The 16,677-nt window shown below is 57.4% G+C and carries 16 protein-coding genes; 5 read left to right on the top strand and 11 right to left on the bottom strand.

Annotated elements, in window-relative coordinates; translation table 11 throughout:
- Positions 1-6: 6 nt before the first annotated feature.
- A complete protein-coding gene (locus tag BLT50_RS19815) occupies positions 7-177 on the top strand; it encodes a nickel-binding protein (RefSeq protein WP_090030614.1) in 171 nt (56 codons plus the stop codon).
- Positions 178-978: 801 nt separating this feature from the next.
- On the opposite strand, the gene BLT50_RS18090 is transcribed toward BLT50_RS19815, so the two are convergent.
- The 8 genes from BLT50_RS18090 to BLT50_RS18055 all read right to left on the bottom strand — a co-directional run bounded on the left by BLT50_RS18090 (position 979) and on the right by BLT50_RS18055 (position 9,217).
- Positions 979-1,686 carry an IS6 family transposase gene (locus BLT50_RS18090; protein ID WP_090030599.1) on the bottom strand — a complete coding sequence of 236 codons (708 nt, stop codon included), beginning with the start codon at positions 1,684-1,686 and terminating at the stop codon, positions 979-981.
- A 68-nt stretch (positions 1,687-1,754) separates the two neighbouring features.
- Positions 1,755-3,353, bottom strand: coding sequence for a GMC family oxidoreductase (locus BLT50_RS18085; protein WP_090030597.1), 1,599 nt, complete (start codon positions 3,351-3,353; stop codon positions 1,755-1,757).
- Positions 3,353-4,360 carry a branched-chain amino acid ABC transporter permease gene (locus BLT50_RS18080; protein WP_245723459.1) on the bottom strand — a complete coding sequence of 336 codons (1,008 nt, stop codon included), beginning with the start codon at positions 4,358-4,360 and terminating at the stop codon, positions 3,353-3,355. Before BLT50_RS18080 ends, BLT50_RS18085 begins: the two co-directional genes overlap by 1 nt.
- The gene (locus tag BLT50_RS18075; protein WP_090030594.1) at positions 4,357-5,235 is read right to left on the bottom strand and encodes a branched-chain amino acid ABC transporter permease; all 879 of its coding nucleotides are present in this window, start codon (positions 5,233-5,235) and stop codon (positions 4,357-4,359) included. The genes BLT50_RS18080 and BLT50_RS18075 overlap by 4 nt, the downstream gene beginning before the upstream one ends.
- A gap of 3 nt (positions 5,236-5,238) precedes the next feature.
- Positions 5,239-5,949, bottom strand: coding sequence for an ABC transporter ATP-binding protein (locus tag BLT50_RS18070; RefSeq protein WP_090030592.1), 711 nt, complete (start codon positions 5,947-5,949; stop codon positions 5,239-5,241).
- The gene (locus BLT50_RS18065) at positions 5,942-6,724 is read right to left on the bottom strand and encodes an ABC transporter ATP-binding protein (protein ID WP_245723458.1); all 783 of its coding nucleotides are present in this window, start codon (positions 6,722-6,724) and stop codon (positions 5,942-5,944) included. The genes BLT50_RS18070 and BLT50_RS18065 overlap by 8 nt, the downstream gene beginning before the upstream one ends.
- Positions 6,725-6,739: 15 nt before the next feature.
- Positions 6,740-8,065, bottom strand: a complete 1,326-nt coding sequence (locus tag BLT50_RS18060; protein ID WP_090030590.1) for an ABC transporter substrate-binding protein — start codon at positions 8,063-8,065, stop codon at positions 6,740-6,742.
- 27 nt (positions 8,066-8,092) lie between these two features.
- Positions 8,093-9,217 carry a class II histone deacetylase gene (locus BLT50_RS18055; RefSeq protein ID WP_245723457.1) on the bottom strand — a complete coding sequence of 375 codons (1,125 nt, stop codon included), beginning with the start codon at positions 9,215-9,217 and terminating at the stop codon, positions 8,093-8,095.
- A 161-nt stretch (positions 9,218-9,378) separates the two neighbouring features.
- On the opposite strand from BLT50_RS18055, the gene BLT50_RS18050 reads away from it, so the two are divergent.
- Positions 9,379-10,362, top strand: coding sequence for a LysR family transcriptional regulator (locus tag BLT50_RS18050; RefSeq protein ID WP_090030585.1), 984 nt, complete (start codon positions 9,379-9,381; stop codon positions 10,360-10,362).
- A 389-nt stretch (positions 10,363-10,751) separates the two neighbouring features.
- On the opposite strand, the gene BLT50_RS18045 is transcribed toward BLT50_RS18050, so the two are convergent.
- Positions 10,752-11,459 carry an IS6 family transposase gene (locus BLT50_RS18045; RefSeq protein ID WP_090030583.1) on the bottom strand — a complete coding sequence of 236 codons (708 nt, stop codon included), beginning with the start codon at positions 11,457-11,459 and terminating at the stop codon, positions 10,752-10,754.
- A 91-nt stretch (positions 11,460-11,550) separates the two neighbouring features.
- Here BLT50_RS18045 and BLT50_RS18040 point away from each other — a divergent pair, with 91 nt between their 5' ends.
- The gene (locus BLT50_RS18040) at positions 11,551-12,315 is read left to right on the top strand and encodes a methyltransferase family protein (RefSeq protein WP_217629252.1); all 765 of its coding nucleotides are present in this window, start codon (positions 11,551-11,553) and stop codon (positions 12,313-12,315) included.
- A 190-nt stretch (positions 12,316-12,505) separates the two neighbouring features.
- Positions 12,506-13,786 carry a methionine adenosyltransferase gene (locus BLT50_RS18035; protein ID WP_090030581.1) on the top strand — a complete coding sequence of 427 codons (1,281 nt, stop codon included), beginning with the start codon at positions 12,506-12,508 and terminating at the stop codon, positions 13,784-13,786.
- A gap of 143 nt (positions 13,787-13,929) precedes the next feature.
- On the opposite strand, the gene BLT50_RS18030 is transcribed toward BLT50_RS18035, so the two are convergent.
- Positions 13,930-14,577, bottom strand: a complete 648-nt coding sequence (locus BLT50_RS18030) for a VIT1/CCC1 transporter family protein (protein WP_090030579.1) — start codon at positions 14,575-14,577, stop codon at positions 13,930-13,932.
- Between the two features lie 530 nt (positions 14,578-15,107).
- On the opposite strand from BLT50_RS18030, the gene BLT50_RS18025 reads away from it, so the two are divergent.
- Positions 15,108-16,079 carry an NAD(P)-dependent alcohol dehydrogenase gene (locus BLT50_RS18025; protein ID WP_342706714.1) on the top strand — a complete coding sequence of 324 codons (972 nt, stop codon included), beginning with the start codon at positions 15,108-15,110 and terminating at the stop codon, positions 16,077-16,079.
- Positions 16,080-16,172: 93 nt separating this feature from the next.
- Here the strand turns inward: BLT50_RS18025 and BLT50_RS18020 are convergent, their stop codons facing one another.
- Positions 16,173-16,517 carry a zinc-binding dehydrogenase gene (locus BLT50_RS18020; protein WP_175491530.1) on the bottom strand — a complete coding sequence of 115 codons (345 nt, stop codon included), beginning with the start codon at positions 16,515-16,517 and terminating at the stop codon, positions 16,173-16,175.
- Positions 16,518-16,677 lie beyond the last annotated feature (160 nt).

Genomic DNA, 16,677 nt, shown 5'->3' with positions numbered 1-16,677 from the left:
GAAAAGATGTCGGGCGCGGGCGAAAAAATCAGCTATATCCGCTCGACTTTCGCACCCGAAGACGGCCGCTGCATGTGCCTTTTCGAAGGCGAAAGTGCAGAGCAGGTCCAGCGATTGAACGACACCGCCGGCTTGCCATATAGCCGCGTGGTAGAAGCACTCGACCTGACCCCGTAGGCGCGGAGCAATCTTCTAACAGCCGGTCTTTTGCCAAAAAGGCAAAGGCCGGCCACGCCGCCTCAGGAATGCGAACCATGCATTATCAACCTTTCGTCACAGCAGAACGCTTCCAGTGCTCAACCCTGGATGCAAAGCCTCAAACCATTCCCCAAGGGCTGAAGGCGACTATCCGAAAATCACACTCTTTATCGTCTGGACCAGTAATCAAGATTGCCCCAAAAGCCGAAATTTTGGGAGAAGGACTTTCACCCCACATTTCTTCCCTGGTGCCTCCTAGTGTCAGGTAACTGTCTGATCCCATCGAACGATGCATAATTGTGCGGGCGCAACCAGCGGCCAATTGTCCGCGACAATAGCACGTCGCCGCTGTATTAGAGCTTGCCCAGTTCGTCCTCTCGTTCAAAGGTCGAACGTCCCATGAAGATGCCAAGCAACGAGATAACACTGGTTTCGATGTAGAGATCGACATCGTAGCCTGGAATTGATGTGCATATCTCGACCCATATGTGCCTTGATCGCAGCTAACGGCAGCTACTTTGCACGGCGCGGTCGTCGATGTATCTTTCGACTGTAATGACAACAAACCGCGCTACGATCAGTTCGACACGCCTAATTGCCCACCAAGTGCGCCTACTAATTCTACGACGAAGCTATCTAAAAAAGCGAAACGATGGCTTCTAAAAAACCTCTTCGGAGGTATGCTCTCCACTACTTAAGAGGAATCAACTCATCGAATTTCTTGAGGGGTGCTGTCAGACTAATTCGAACTCGTCTCTGCAAGGACAGTGACGCTGTCCCTTATGCCGCGAAGAGACCGCGCCACTCGATGAGAGCAGCGGTTCTGTTCTGCTTGAAGTGGTCCCGTTTGGAGAGGCTACGATCCTGGTTGAAGTGATTGAAGACAGAAGAGTGGACGGCGACGAATTTCTGCAGACTTCGCATTCTCCGGAAGCGCTGCATTGCTCGTTCTCGTCTTCGAAACGGCAGGTGCGAATTCTCAACGCGGTTGTTGAGCCAGCGACCACATTCCTGCAAATCACCGCACCCCAAGTCGCGAAGTGCGGCTTTGTAGGAAGCAAACCGATCCGTGACAAGGACCTCTGGTTGACCATATCGTCGCATCAATTTCCTGAGCATTTTCAATGCGGCGCGCTTGTTGCGCCGCTTCGTGACGACGCTCTCTAGAACCTCACCTTCGTGATCGACGGCCCGCCAAAGATAGTGCCGCTCGCCGTTGATCTTCACGAAGACCTCGTCGACATGCCATTGCCATGGCGAGAATGCACGCAGCTTCTGCACACGCCGCCGACGGATTTCAGATGCAAACATCGGGCCAAACCGGTTCCACCAGAACCGGATGGTTTCATGACTGACGTCGATGCCGCGTTCGTGCAGCAGATCCTCGACGTTGCGGAGTGACAACGGGAACCGGACATAGAGCATCACCGCCAGGCGGATGATCTCAGGGCTGGTTTTGAAGTACTTGAAAGGCGAGCGCTTGGTCATCTCGAGAGGCTACGAAACACCCCTGCCCGCCTCAAGACAAGTTCCTCTGACAAGACCGACAAAGCCCTTCAGAAACCGCGACCACTGTTCCGGATCGAGCGCGCAGCTCTTTCGGCAATAGCGATAACAGTTGCCTGGATATTCCCGGAAATCATGCGCGGCATGACGGATGCGTCCCCGATAAAAAGGTTTTCGATCCCGTTCACGCGCAGCGTGTCACTATCGACAACAGCAGAAGCATCATTCCCCATCCGACAGGTTCCAGCAGCATGGTAAAGCGTCATGCAGTGACCGCGCACGTGATCTTTGAGTTCATCGTCGCTCTGACACCCCGCGCTTGGCTGCATTTCACCGTCAAGCAGATCGGCCAGTGGTGCGCTCTGAGCGACACGCCTCTGGATGCGCAAACCCTCGACCAGTTTTTGCAAATCCTGTCCGGAAGGATCGGAGCTGAAATATTTGGGATCTACGAGCGGATCACTGATCGGGTCTGCGGAGGCCAGCCGGATCTCGCCCTCACTCTTGGGGCGTTGCAACACTGCGTGCAGGGTCATGCCGGGCTTGTCGGCGAGAAAACGGCCATAGTCCCTGTGCGGGCTCACGACGCCGTAAAGCTGCAAATCCGGCTCATCGGCTCCTTCGGTCGCAACATGCGCACCAGCTGCTGCCCATGGCACGCTGCGCGGACCGGTACCATCCTTTTCCCATTGCGCGAAACTGTCCTCGAGGAACGCTTCGTCCCAAGCTCCGACGCCCGTCGACTCCTTGGTGTAGTAGGAGATTGGCACGCTTATATGATCCTGCAAATGCTGACCAACCTCGGGGCTGTTGACAAGTGTTTCGATTCCATGCGCTTTCAGTTGGTCTGCGGGCCCGACACCCGAAAGCATCAGCAGATGCGGCGTGTTGATCGCCCCCGTAGCAAGTACCACCCCGTTTTCAGCGCGCACCCGCTCGGGCCTGCCATTGCGCAAAATTTCGACGCCAACCGCGCGCTCTTTCTCGATGATAATCCGGATGATGCGCACATGCCGTTCCAAAGTCAGGTTCGGGCGATCCATCACCGGATCGAGGTAGGCGCGATTGGGCCCCGCGCGCACACCATCTCTGATGAGCAGCTGAAAATAGCCAAACCCTTCTTGCTGCACACCGTTAAAATCAGAGTTGGCCGGGTAGCCTGCCGCAACCCCTGCATCGATCCATGCCTGTTCATAGGGATGCGAATAGGTAGGATTCTCGACATGCAACGGGCCGTCCGATCCATGAAACGGGTCGTTGCCAAGCTGGGCGTTGTTTTCAGAGGTGATGAATTCCTTCAGCATCCCATCCCAGCCCCAGCGCGGACAGCCTTCGTTATTGGCCCACCCTTCGAAGTCCGACGGCAATCCGCGAATATAGATCATCGCATTCATCGCACCCGAGCCGCCGACCATTTTCCCGCGCGGCCAGAAAATACGTCGCCCGCGGCAGCCGGCCTGAGCCACGGTGTGATAGCTCCAGTCGTACTCGGTATTGAAAAGCGTGATCCAGTCCGACGGCACCTTGGAATTGATCGGCGCATCTCCACCGGCTTCCAGAAGCAATACCTTACGATTCGGATCCTCGGTCAGACGGTTGGCCATCACACATCCTGCCGAACCGGCACCCAGAATTATCGTGTCATACATCAGGAAGCCTCCTTGGCATCATTGGTTTTCCGAAATCGGGACACGACTCTGCGCGAAAGCCCCGCGATACCGTCGGGCATCAGGACAACGAACAGCACGATCACGAGACCGATCATAGTGTTGCGGATCTCGCCCATGTCCTTGGCAATCTCTACCATGCCCATCATGAGCGCGGCCCCCACGACCGGGCCCCAGGTGGACCGCAAGCCACCTACGATCACCATCGCGAGGATAAACAGCAGTGTCGAGAAGTCGAACAGGCTCGGCCCTGCAGTGCGGAAATGTGCGGCATATGCGGCCCCGGTGAGCCCTGTGAAAAAGGCCGAGAAAACAAACGCGACAATGCGGAACTTCGTCCGGTCAAGCCCGCGTGCAGCGGCGTAAACGGGGCTGTCAGCCAAGGCGCGAAAGGCTAGGCCCAGGCGGCCGTGGATCACGATGATTGAGGCGAGGAAGGACAAAGCAAAGATACCTAGGATCATGTAGTAGTTCCCCACGATCCAGTCGCCCCTGAGCAGTTTGCGAAAGCCCAAGTCGTCAATCCGGCTGAACCCCGATGTGCCGCCAAAAAAGCGCTGGCAGCCGCCGCCCACAGTGGTGAAGCACTCGGTTTCCGTGATGATCAGCACATAGACCATGTAGGAAATCGCGAAGGTCAGCAGGGCGACATATGCCGCGGCCAGTCGCAGGCAGGCAAGCCCGATGAGCACTGCCGCCAGGGCGGCCACCGTTGCGCCGATGGGCATCGCAAACCAAGGCGAGATACCGAGGTAAGTATTAGTCATTGCGACCGTGTAGGCACCGATTGCAAACAGCAGCATCTGCCCTAGCGAGAAAACGCCTGCATGGCCGGTCAGCACATTCCATTGGACAGCCACGGAGGCCCATATAAGAAAGACGATCATTTCGTTGAGCAGGTAGCGCTCACCGACCAGTGCGGGAGCACAGGCCAGCGCGAAGAACAGCAGAAGCCCTCCGACGACGTTGTTGCGCACATCGTTCATCATGACCGCACGACCTCTTCGCGTCCGAACAATCCTGCCGGCCTGCGGACCAGCACGATCACAACAAGAGCCAGCATCAGCGGCAAGCCGAAACGCGCGCCGATGTAATATTGAACCGCTGCCTCAATTAGGCCCAATGCAAGGGCCGTTATCCCTGCGCCGCCCACACTTCCCAGCCCGGCAACGACGCAGATCACGAATGCGCGGATGGCGGGGTTCGTGCCCATATCCGGTGAAAGCGTCGAGATCGACGAGATCATCACGCCAGCGGCGCCGGCGAGCATTCCGGCGATGATAAGAACCTGAAGGTAGGTGGCCGTGGCATTCACCCCCATCAAACGCGCCGCATCACGGTTCATTGCCGTTGCTCGTATGGAAAGTCCGAAGGAAGTTCGCGTCAAGCCCCACGCTATGGCTGATATCAGTGTAAAACCTACAAACAGAATGGCCAGCGACTGGACCGGAATGACGACGCCACCAAGCTCGACAGTTCCCTCAATCTGCACAGGCTGGCGGAACGGATATGCTCCGAAGAGTTTCAGAAGCAAGTCTTGGAGCAGAATACCAACACCCGCGGTGGCCACCAAAATGTTGATTTCAAAGTCTTTCGTATCCAGCATGAAGCGGACGACCAGAAGGTGGAGCAGCGCGCCAACCACACCGCCCAGCACGATCCCGCCAAGCAGCGCGAGCAGAATGGGTAACCCAAGTACGTCGGCAGCGAAAAAGGCCCCGTAAGCACCGATCGCCATGAACACTCCATGCGCCATGTTGAACATGCGCATCGTGCCATAGGTCAGGGCTAGCCCCACTGAGCCCAAGGCATACATCGCCCCTAGCGTAAGCCCGCTAACAATGATCTGGAAAATCGCCTCCATACCTTATCCTCCAAGATAAGTCGCGACGATGTCGCTGGAATTTCGCAGGGCCTCTGTATCCCCGGTCCACTCGAATTTGCCTCCATCCATGAGGAAAAAGCGCTCCGCAACAGTTTCGATACGGCTGGGGTTTTCCTCCACAACGAGGATCGCGGCGCCGGTTGAGGCCAGTTTTCTCAGCGCGTCATAAACCTGCTCGATAACGATCGGCGCTAGGCCGAGCGAGGGCTCGTCGATCATCAGGAGCTTTCCGCCAGCCATCATGCCACGGCCGATCCCCACCATGCGCCGCTCCCCCCCTGAAAGGGAGGACACCCGCTGCTGACGTCGTTCGGCCAGACGCGGGAAGAGGTCGAAAACTTCTGCAAAACCTGTCTGCAGATCATACCCTTTCGGGCGCGCATATGCGCCCATGGCCAGGTTTTCCATGACCGTCATGTCCATGAAGAGCTGATCGCCTTGCGGCACATGCACCAGTCCTGCTCGGGCCCGCGCTTCAACACTTTGCGGAATAGGAGCACCATCAAACTCGATCTGCCCGCTCCAGCTGCGGTTCAATCCGGACAGCGTCCGTAAGAGGGTTGTCTTGCCGTGACCATTTGGTCCGATAATCGCGCTCACGCCCTCTCTAGGAAGCGAAAAGCTCACATCGTGCAAAACCGGGATATGCCCATATCCCGAACAGAGATTACGAACGGACAGAAGGTCAGCCATGACCGGTCTCCGTCTCCAGACCGTACGCCGCGCCGCCCAGATAGACCGAGCGCACAGTTTCATCACGGCCAATGCCCGACGGGGGGCCATCATATATAAGTTTGCCTTGATGCATTATGAGAGCCCTATCCGCGACACTTGTGAGAAACCGCATCACATGCTCAATGAACACAAGCGTCGTGCCGCGCGCCCGTATCTCGTGCATCAGGGATATGAACTCATCCACCTCGGACGGCATGAGCCCGCTGACAGGTTCATCTAGGAGCAGAACTTTTGGTTCGTGCACGATGGCTGTTGCGACCATCAGCTTCTTGCGCGCGAGCGCAGGAATATCCTCGACGCGGGCGCTGGCGAGATCAGAAAGGCCAAACGCCTCGAGCGTGGTCTCGACCCGCGCGCGGTTACCTCGGTTGAAAAGCAGTCCTGGCTTTGTATCGCGCGCACCGAAAATTACCGAGGCCATCATGTTCTGCCATACGGTCAGAGAGGTGAACCCGCTGGTGACCTGAAAGGTTCTGACCAGTCCGGCCCGGGCGAGGTGGTGCGCTGGCAGTCCCTTGATGGGTTCTCCCATGAATAGCACCTCACCCTTGGTCACGGGGATGAAGCCCGAAATGAGATCGAAGAAAGTTGTCTTCCCCGCCCCGTTCGGCCCTCCTATACCAATGGTCTGACCAGGCATGACCTTCAGATCAATACCGTCGACGGCGGCGAGCGCACCGTAGTGCTTCGCCACCGCACGGGCTTCGAGGACTGGGAGAGCCTTGTCAGTCACCAGCGCACCTTTGCGTTAACCCATCCAGGACGGTGTTTTGAACGCAGCGACATCATAGGGCGTAGGCGCGATGATGTAGCCGTTTTCGTTCTTGTTCTGGATCTGGCTGAAGATATGAGGCATACCCAGCGAAGGATCGTTTGTCTGGCTCGGATAGCAGAACGCCGATTGTGTCTCAGGGTCCATACGCATAGTGCCCATGGGTGAGCGGAAGATGAGCGTCCGCAGCCGATCCGCAATCAGCCTGTTTTGCTCTTCCTCGTAGGCCGCCCCTGCCCCGCCGGCAAGCGCGGCCGCAATTGCATAAGCGTGGAGCGCTGAGTAGGTCTGTCCCCCGGAGTTGACCGAGGCATTGTCGCCGAAGGCAGCGAGATATTTCTCAGAGAAGCCAAGCCCGATCTCATCTTGCAGTGCGCCGATCACCGTCGCGTACAGCACGCCCTCGGAAGCATCGCCCGCGATGTCTCGGAAGGCGGCAAGAGATGCGCCGTATTGCATGTAAATGAGGCTAGGGGTCGGGTTGTTCATGAACTGAAGCATGAACTGTGCCTGATCCTGCGGGAAGAAATGCGTGACCGCGATAAAGCCCGGCGGGTCTTCGCGCAGCTTGGCGAGCGTCGGTCCCCATTCGCTGATTGGTGCCTGCACACTTTCGTACAGCGAGACCTCGAAGCCGTACTCAGCAGCATTTTCCCGGATCGCGTTAGCGATGTTGATGGAATACGCGATTGGACCTGTAATGACCGCAATCTTGTTGTTCGATGGGGTGAATTGCCCGCTTTCGACCAGGTTTTTGATGTAGTCCAGATACCCGATGCCATAGTAGATTTCCGCCGGATCGTACTGGAAAGAGCCCCAATAGCGCGCCGGGTCTTCGCGGATCAACTCGTTGTGCCGCACGACTGTATCGGCATGCATGTATATAAGAGAGGCATCTGCAGCGATCTCCGGGAGCGCCGTGTTCGAGCCGAGGTTATAGCCCGAGATCAGAACGCTGGCATTGCTGCGATCGACAAGACGCTGGCCCGCGCTGGAGATTAGATCATCGCCGCCCGAGGCGGTATCTTCCACAACGAGTTCGAGCGGGCGGCCAAGGATGCCACCCAATTCGTTGATTTCTGCCGTGGCCATTTCCAGCCCGCGCTGGAATTCGATCCCGTCCGCGGCCACTGCGCCCGTGATCGGCAGAGGTGCCCCGATAACGATCGGCTCGCTGCTTTGGGCACGTGCCGCACTGTTGAGGCTTGCCAGCATCGCAGCGGAGCCAGCGCCACCGAGTGCAGCAGTGCGCAGGAAGTTTCTGCGAGTTGGCATGGTCGTTGTCTTGTTAGTATCTGTCATAGTTCCACTCCTTGTTGAGGCACAGGTCTATTCGGCAGCCTGTTTCAGTTGATGGGTGAGAAGGACTGCGTCTATGGCTGCTTGTTGATGCGGTTGAAGATCCTGAGCGCCGTAGTTGACAATGTAGTCGCGGAACGGGTCCTCTATCCCAGCATTCCGGCCCGTCATGGCTTCAATGACCGCGAGACCGCAGTAAGGCACATAACCCGCCGAGTAGCCGCCCTCATGGGTCATCACGATCCGGCCGGCGCAAAACTGATCTGCGACCTTAAGCAAACACTCGGCCATGTAATGGAAGTCCTCGGACGACAGCATCATGTGCCCCAAGGGATCCATCGCAGCAGCGTCGAACCCCGAGGCCACGAAAATCATCTCCGGCGCAAATTGCTCAAGCGCGGGCACCACGATCTGATCGAAAGCAGCCCGGTAGGCACCGCTTCCCGAGCCCGGCGGAAGCGGGACGTTGATGTTGCTGCCCTGCGCACAGCTCCCGCCGACCACCTCAAAACCGCCCCGGTCGGGGGGAAAGAGATTGTCCTGATGCAGCGAGATGGTCAGAACATCCGGATCATCGAGAAAGGCCGTCTCCGCGCCGTTCCCGTGGTGAACATCCCAGTCCACCACAGCGATACGCTTCAGACCGTGAACCTCCCGGGCGTGCTTCACGCCCAACACGCCATTGGCCAGTAGACAAAACCCGGTGACGAGTTCTGCTTCGGCATGATGACCAGGCGGGCGGCACAGGACATAGGCGTTGTCCACACGACCTTCAATTACGGCGTCGACTGCTTCCAGAACGCCACCTGCCGCCAGCCGCGCTATATCGAAGCTCGCGGCGCCGACATGCGTCTTGCCCCCTGCCTCGCCCCCGCCCGCGTCACAAACCTGCTGGAGGTGCGCCAGATGGGCCGGCGTATGGAAGCGCAACAGTTCTTTATCCGTGGCCGGGCGCGGCCTGATGCGCGTGACGTGTTCGGCGAGTTGGGAGACTTCCAGCAAATTGTAGAACCTCCGTTTGGTTTCTTCATTCTCAACGTGCTGGCCGGGCTGAACGCTCAGGCTTGGCGCCCAGAGCATGTTGTAACGGCCCGTGTCATGCCAGTTGAAGATTTCCGAATAAACCCAACCGGTTCGCTTACTTCCCTTCGCCAACTTCAGGCCTCCTGGTCAAAAGTCTGCATCCCGCCTGCCTTGGCCTTCTCAAGTGCGGCGGTGCGGTATCTCTCAAGGTTAAGCGCAGGCAAATAAATAATGGAAATCGATAATTTGTAATGTAAATATAAGCCAGAATTATACTAAGGCTGACTAAGTGCATGAGCAAAAAAGCCAAAGCCGAAAACGAGCTCGACCTTTACGAACGATTTCCACGACAGCTCGATTGGAACCTGCTTCGGACATACATCGCGATCGTCGATGCCCAAGGGATCCGGCGCGCGTCGGAAGCGCTACACCTGACCCAGCCAGCCGTCAGTCAGGCACTCAAGCGGCTGGAAGGTCATCTGGGCCAGACACTCATCAAGCGAAATGCGCGACGCTTCGAAGTCACCACGCTTGGCAAGCTGGTGTACCAAAAGGCACAGGAAATTCACAATTCGATCGCGCGCCTCGGGCCGCTTACGGCCGGGGCGGAAGTAGTACTCGAGGGACATGTGCGGCTGTTACTTGCAAGCCGCGTGAAATCCAAGATGCTCGATGAAGTTCTGCGCGATTTCCATAACGCAAACCCGCGCGTCACCCTGCGGATAGACGTCATGCCCAGCGCAGACATCCGGGCGCAAGTCCGGCAAGGCGCAGCCGGTTTAGGTCTTTGCCTGCTGCGTGGACGCACGCTTGGCCTGAAATCGGAGCTGTTCCTGCGTCAGCGCTTTGGTCTTTTTTGCGGACGGACGCATCCGCTCTATGGCCAGACAAATCTGACGCCGGATGCGCTGAAATCACTCGATTTCATCTCTTACCCGAGCGACCAGATTGGCGGCGTGTTGTCTCCACTTGCGATGTACCGTGAAAAACACGTCTTCGAAGGGCGCTTGCGCGCGACATCGACCAATCTCGACGAAATTATCCGGATGACAGAATTGGGGCTCGGCATCGGGCTCTTGCCAATGCACTTGGCCAGCGCCCTAGAACAAGCCGGCATTCTGTGGCGTTTGCCCCCCTATAATGGCATCGGACCAATCGACATGTATTTGATCTGGAATCCGGCCACCGAATACTCGGAAGCGGAAACTGCATTGATCGCCGCGTTCCGATCACGCCGCGCAAAAGAAGGCGGTGCAGAGATACCGAACTTATCCTGAATATCGCTTGAAACTTCATGTATTGACAGACGAGTTCGGAACTTTGCATTCAGCACTGAGCTCTATGCCCACTTAGTCCGCACAGCAGTCAGCGGAACGAGGTGCAGCGAACGGCGGGTTTGAGCCCCCAGGTGGCAGAAACCGACACAACTTAATGGCAACTATGTCCGCATAGCGGTCGTCGGTGAAGAAGGCAGCTAGTGACCGCTTTCCGCCCATCACGACAAATGCTCCGCCCGACCGCGAGGTCCGATATGGGCTCAAAACTGCCTTTCGCCGCAGCTTGCTGCTGATGACCGCTTTGGGCCGTTCGTGTCGATAGAACATCTGAACGGTGTTGTCAGACGAATTCGAACTTGTCTCTGCAAGGACAACAGCGACGCTGTCCCTTATGCCGCGCAGAGACCGCGCCACTCGACCAGAGCGGCGGTTCTGTTCTGCTTGAAGTGATCTCGTTTGGAGAGGCTGCGATCCTGGTTGAAGTGGTTGAAAATGGAGGAATGGATGGCGACGAATTTCTGCAAACTTCGCATGCGCCGAAACCGCTGCATGGCTCGTTCTCTTCGTCGGAATGGAAGGTGTGAGTTCTCAACTCTGTTGTTCAGCCAGCGACCACAGGCTTGCCGGACTTCGCACCCCATGTCGCGCAGCGCGGCTTTGTAGGAAGCAAGCCGATCCGTGACCAGCACTTCTGGCTGACCATATCGCCGCATTAATTTCCTGAGCATTTTCAATGCAGCCCGCTTGTTTCTTCGCTTCGTGACGACGCTCTCAAGCACCTCGCCTTCATGATCGACGGCCCGCCAGAGCTCTTGCCGCTCGCCGTTGATCTTCACGAAGACCTCGTCCACCTGCCACTGCCACCGGCAAAAGGCGCGTAGCTGCTGAACACGTCGCCGACGGATTTCCGACGCAAATATCGGCCCGAACCTGTTCCACCAGAACCGGATGGTTTCATGGCTCACATCGATGCCCCGCTCGTGGAGCAGGTCTTCGACATTTCTGAGTAACAGCGGAAACCGGACATAGAGCATCACTGCCAGGCGGATGATCTCGGGGCTGGTTTTGAAATACTTGAAAGGCGAGCGTTTGGTCATCTCGAAAGGCTACGCCCCCTTCCCGCCTCAAGAAAAGTTCCTCTGACAAAACCTGCTTACGCCCTGAAACCGCGACTTGTTCAGCGCAAAGATGGCTGGTCATATGGTGACACCTGCATATTTGAGGATGAACGTCATGTCGGCCAATGGTTCAAAGGATGACGAATATCAGGCAGCGTCCTCGCGCAACTGGATCGTGTTGGGGGCTGTGTACCTCTTGATCCCGCTGCTTCTGTTTGTCTGTGCCGGAGACATCGGTTGGTGGCAGGCGTGGCTTTTTTCTCCCATGATCATGGCTGCCGGCATCGGGGGGCGATTTTGGGCGGAACGCCGCCATCCGGGATTGACGGCCGCACGCCAGGATGCCGGGAACTTCAGGAACGCCAAGGCATGGGACAAGGTGCTCGCGCCATTGATGGCGGTAAGTGTCGCATACCCTCTCGTCATCGTGGCGGGGCTTGACCACCGCTTTGGCTGGTCCCCGGATTTCCCGCTGTGGCTGAATGCAGTCGGCTTTGTCATGATCGCTTTCGGATATGCCTTTGCATCATGGGCATTGGCCGAGAACCGCTTTTTCTTCACCGCGACGATAGTGCGGGCCGACCTTGGGCACGTGGTATGTGACACCGGCCCGTACCGGATCGTGCGGCATCCGGGATATGCCGGGAATATCTTGCCGCTGTTCGGAATTGTACTTGCGCTCGATTCGGTCTGGACGCTGATACCTGCCGCAGCGGCATCAATCATCGCGGTCGTCAGAACCGCGCTGGAGGACCGGACGTTGAAGCAGGAGTTGCCCGGCTATCAGGACTATGCGCGTCGCGTGCGCTATCGGCTGTTCCCCGGACTTTACTGAGAAAGCGCGAGGGTATTTTTCGGGATGTTCCTGCCCTTACGGCCGCCAAACCGGGCCTGACACCACACCGAAATGTTGCAGCAAGCCCACCAGTCGGCAATCGTATCTACGGTGTCGCCCTGTCCAGCAGGACGAATACCTTGCCCGAAAGCCGACATGGACATGCCGGGTATTGGAGGGAACGAGAAACATGAAGCCGACGGTTACAACGCTCGATACACCTGCGGTGGAAACGCTCGACGTGGAAATCGTCGAACGCAAGGGGCTTGGTCATCCTGACAGCATTTGCGATGCCATCACCGAACAGTTCAGCCTGGCACTGTGCCGTTTCTACCTTGATCGGTTCGGTCTGGTGCTGCACCACAACGTGGACAAGGCGCTGTTATGGGGCGGCAGCGCAAAACCGGCCTTCGGCGGCGGCGAGGTCGTTCAACCGTTCGAGTTCTTCGTTGCCGGTCGCGCCACCTCTGAATTCAGAGGCGTGAAGGTGCCGGTCAAGGCGTTGTTCCATGAAACGGCGACAGGCTGGCTGCGACAGCACATGCATGCGCTCGACCCGGCCGGGGACGTTGTTTTCCACACCTTGACGCGGTCAGGGTCACCCGATCTGGTCGATCTGTTTCTGCGTCAACGCGCCGAGGGGCAGGCGCTGGCGAATGACACTTCGGTCGGTGTCGGCTACGCGCCGCTGAGCGAGCTGGAAACGGTCGTTCTGCGGGTTGAGCAGCATCTGAACTCACCTTCGGTAAAAGCAGCCAATCCGGAGATTGGAGAGGACATCAAGATCATGGGCGTCCGAAAGGCGGGGGTCATACACCTGACGATCGGGTGTGCGTTCGTGGATCGGTTCCTGGCCGGCATGAATGAATATCGCGAGGCCAAGGACCGTGTCGCCTCGATAGCAAGGCAGATCGCAGGGGACTTCACCGAAAGAGAGGTCGTGGTCATCGTCAACGCAGCCGACGACATGACCAGCGGAAGCGTGTTTCTGACCGTGACCGGAACGTCCGCCGAGGCCGGGGACGATGGCGAGGCCGGACGCGGAAACAGGGCGAACGGATTGATCACGCCATACCGCCCGATGAACATGGAATCGATCGCGGGCAAGAACCCGATCACGCATGTTGGCAAACTATACAATATCGTCGCCGGGCTGATCGCGCACGCGCTTGTCGAGGAGATACCGGACGTCATCGAAGCCCAGTGTTTCCTGGTCAGCGAAATCGGCAAGCCGATCAAAGAGCCGCAGGCCGTGGATATCAAGTTGCGGCTAAGCGATCCATCCCGACTGACTGAGATACGAAAACGCGCACAGGAAATAGCGGCAGAGCAAATCTCACGGATCGACCAGATATGGTCGCAATCGTTGACTGGCGAGATCGGTTTCGATCGCTGGCCGCTCAAAATGAGCCACACTCAGACACCGTTGAATGCGACCTGCGTGTCCGATCGTCCGCACAGCAATCATTAGACACACGGGTAGCTAACGGCAGCAAGGACCCGAAAACAGTCATTCATACGGCCTACGGACGCTGGCGCGCGGCGAATGACAGCAGAGGGTCCAGCGTGGCCGATCGCTCTGCAGACTTGGCGGCAGCGTTATGAGCCAAACATCTAGACTGAAACACCAAATAGGTGACCAACACCCGCCGTGATGGCCATTGCTGCCGCCCCCCAGAAAAGCACCCGCATGGTCGCGCGCAGCTTGGGCGCACCTCCCGCATGGGCCCCTAGCGCCCCCAAACCGGCAAGGCTGACGAGGGTGGCGATAACTACCAGGGCGATGATCCGGGCTTCGGGAGCGAGGGCGGCGGCAACCAATGGAACCGCGGCCGCAAGGGTAAACGTCAGGCCCGAGGCGAAGGCTGCTTGAAGTGGGTTTGCCACATGCACCTCCGACAGACCCAATTCGTCACGTACATGCGCACCCAAAGCATCCTTCTCTGTCAGCTCTCGTGCGACCAGAGACGCCGTCTGGGACGATAGGCCTCGAGATTCGTAGATCGAAGCGAGTTCCCGTTCCTCCGCCTCGGGTGTGTCGAACAGAGCTTGTCGCTCACGAGCGATATCGGCACGCTCAACGTCGGATTGCGAACTGACCGAGACATATTCCCCCGCGGCCATCGACATTGCTCCTGCAGCCAGACCTGCGGCACCGGCAATTAGGATGGCCGAGCGGCTCGGGTCGGCAGCCGCGACACCTACAATAAGCGAAGAGACCGAGACGATACCATCATTCGCCCCCAAAACGGCAGCGCGCAGCCATCCGGCCCTATCAAGGTAATGAAGCTCTTCATGAGCGGACTGGTACCCTAATGCCGTGTTCTATAATCCTGTCCTTGTAACGGTGGTTTGATATGGGTTCACTACGCCCTAAAGAGTTGTCGCCGTTGCCGCTTAGGGACGGTAAGCACCTAGAAAAACTTGCAAAAATCTTGTGAAAAGCATGAAAGACGTCCCTCACAGCATCATATGATGATATTGATAAAGGCGCGCCCTGCGATGACTTGGATCAATTCCGCTTGGTATTCCCTGCATCATCCTCTGGGACGCCAGAAAACAACGCCCTGAATGGCAACCGGGAGGCCCATTTAGTCCAGACGCGCTCTACTTGCTCGCCGCGGGGCGAAGATTAAAGTCCGCTTAGCAGCTATTCGTGCATACAGAAGCTAACAGCATCTCTGAGCCCAGAATGCCGCAAGAAAACAAAGTCTATTTTGGGTTCAAAGCCGCTAGTCGCTGGGCTCAGAAATTTATCACCGTGCCACTCAGCAGTCTGGTATCGTTCCAAGATGACAGCCAGTGAGTCGATGAAAGCTGTTGTGTTTGAGCGCTACGGGTCACCGGCCCTTCTTTCGCTTCAAACAGTCCCTCGCCCGCTTCCGTCGAAGAGTGAGGTTCGTGTGAAGGTTCACGCCTCCACAGTGAACCGGACCGACACCGCGACGCTGCGGGCACATCCCTTCTTTGCGCGCGCGATGACGGGGCTGATCCGACCTAAAATGAGCATCTTGGGCATGGATTTCTCTGGCGAGATCGATCTTCTCGGAGACGATGTGAGTGCATTCGACGTCGGAGATCGCGTCTTCGGGATTTCTCCCGATACATTTGGAGCGCATGCTGAGTATCTGTGCATACCTGCCGGTGGAGCCATCGCGCACATTCCGGGAAGCCTTCCCTATCATGAGGCTGTGGTCGGGGAAGGCGCCTGGTATGCAAACGGGACGACGCAGTTTCTGTCCAAGGGCAAGCGCTGCCTGATCTACGGGGCCTCCGGAGCGATTGGCACCGCAGCCGTACAACTTGCCAAGGCACGCGGAGCGCAAGTGGTCGCTGTTGTCGGAACCCGGCACATCGATCTACCTGTTGCGCTCGGCGCGGACCGCGTTGTGAATTACGAGACTGAGGATTTCAGGGCACTGGGGGAGAAGTTCGATCTTGTCTTCGATGCCGTGGGCAAGACTTCGTTCTTTGAATGCCGTCACCTATTGGCGGAGAACGGTATTTTTTCCGCCACTGACCTCGGGCCAGGCTGGTCTAACATTTTTCTTGGGATGTTCTATGGAGCCATGGGGAGCAGGCGTGTCAGAATACCTTTTCCCGAGAACGCGCCTGGCTTCATTCTGCAGCTTGCCGATCTGATGTCCAAAGGCAAATTCCAAGGCGTATTCGACCGGAGGTATCCGTTGGATAAGACCGCAGACGCATTCCGATATGTTGAAAAAGGACAGAAGACCGGTATCGTTGTGTTGGACGTTTGTTGAGCCCCACCAGATATGGGTTGGAGCATTTCCTTACGGTCACTGGTGCGTGCGGCCCCCGAATTGTCCTTATCCGTATCGCGGACATGCAGCGTCCTATGGCTTGATGACCAATTTGCCTTTCACTTCACCCAATCCAGTTCGGCGAAGTGCCTCCGGCACCGAAGTCAGTGGAAGAACTGCCTCCAGATGCGGTGAGATTTTACCTTCGACCGCCGCACGCGCGACGCGCTCGGTCAGGTCCTTGCCGCTTGGTACCATCAACACGCCGATAGATTTTTTTGCAGGGCGGTAGATCAGCCCACCGAACACCAGGTAAAGCAACACGCTGATCCTACCACCCACCGCTCTGTAGACACCGCCCGTCGTGAGGCACCTCGCAATCTGCGATGGGCCTCGAGTCGCAACCATGTCGAGAATCCGTGTCCACTTTTTTCCCATGAGCCTCCCCAACTGAACTGGTCCACCGCTATGTTTAGGAAACGGAGGACCGAGAATGGCAAACTGGCGACCCAAGCCCGAAGAGATTGTCTCGAAGTTACGACAGGTTGAGGTGCTGATGGGACAGGGCATGTCCCGTCTCGACGCGATCCGACAGATC

Source organism: Lutimaribacter saemankumensis, assembly GCF_900100005.1.
Lineage (GTDB): Bacteria > Pseudomonadota > Alphaproteobacteria > Rhodobacterales > Rhodobacteraceae > Lutimaribacter > Lutimaribacter saemankumensis.
The sequence above is the reverse complement of the archived record's forward strand: the minus strand, read 5'-3'. Positions and strand labels throughout refer to the sequence as shown.

What these genes read in the sequence shown, in the direction of transcription:
- BLT50_RS19815 (WP_090030614.1), top strand. Translation starts at nt 7, where the DNA reads ATGTCGGGCGCGGGCGAAAAAATCAGCTATATCCGCTCGACTTTCGCA.
- BLT50_RS18090 (WP_090030599.1), bottom strand. Translation starts at nt 1,686, where the DNA reads ATGACCAAGCGCTCGCCTTTCAAGTACTTCAAAACCAGCCCTGAGATC.
- BLT50_RS18085 (WP_090030597.1), bottom strand. Translation starts at nt 3,353, where the DNA reads ATGTATGACACGATAATTCTGGGTGCCGGTTCGGCAGGATGTGTGATG.
- BLT50_RS18080 (WP_245723459.1), bottom strand. Translation starts at nt 4,360, where the DNA reads ATGATGAACGATGTGCGCAACAACGTCGTCGGAGGGCTTCTGCTGTTC.
- BLT50_RS18075 (WP_090030594.1), bottom strand. Translation starts at nt 5,235, where the DNA reads ATGGAGGCGATTTTCCAGATCATTGTTAGCGGGCTTACGCTAGGGGCG.
- BLT50_RS18070 (WP_090030592.1), bottom strand. Translation starts at nt 5,949, where the DNA reads ATGGCTGACCTTCTGTCCGTTCGTAATCTCTGTTCGGGATATGGGCAT.
- BLT50_RS18060 (WP_090030590.1), bottom strand. Translation starts at nt 8,065, where the DNA reads ATGACAGATACTAACAAGACAACGACCATGCCAACTCGCAGAAACTTC.
- BLT50_RS18050 (WP_090030585.1), top strand. Translation starts at nt 9,379, where the DNA reads ATGAGCAAAAAAGCCAAAGCCGAAAACGAGCTCGACCTTTACGAACGA.
- BLT50_RS18045 (WP_090030583.1), bottom strand. Translation starts at nt 11,459, where the DNA reads ATGACCAAACGCTCGCCTTTCAAGTATTTCAAAACCAGCCCCGAGATC.
- BLT50_RS18040 (WP_217629252.1), top strand. Translation starts at nt 11,551, where the DNA reads ATGGCTGGTCATATGGTGACACCTGCATATTTGAGGATGAACGTCATG.
- BLT50_RS18035 (WP_090030581.1), top strand. Translation starts at nt 12,506, where the DNA reads ATGAAGCCGACGGTTACAACGCTCGATACACCTGCGGTGGAAACGCTC.
- BLT50_RS18025 (WP_342706714.1), top strand. Translation starts at nt 15,108, where the DNA reads ATGACAGCCAGTGAGTCGATGAAAGCTGTTGTGTTTGAGCGCTACGGG.
- BLT50_RS18020 (WP_175491530.1), bottom strand. Translation starts at nt 16,517, where the DNA reads ATGGGAAAAAAGTGGACACGGATTCTCGACATGGTTGCGACTCGAGGC.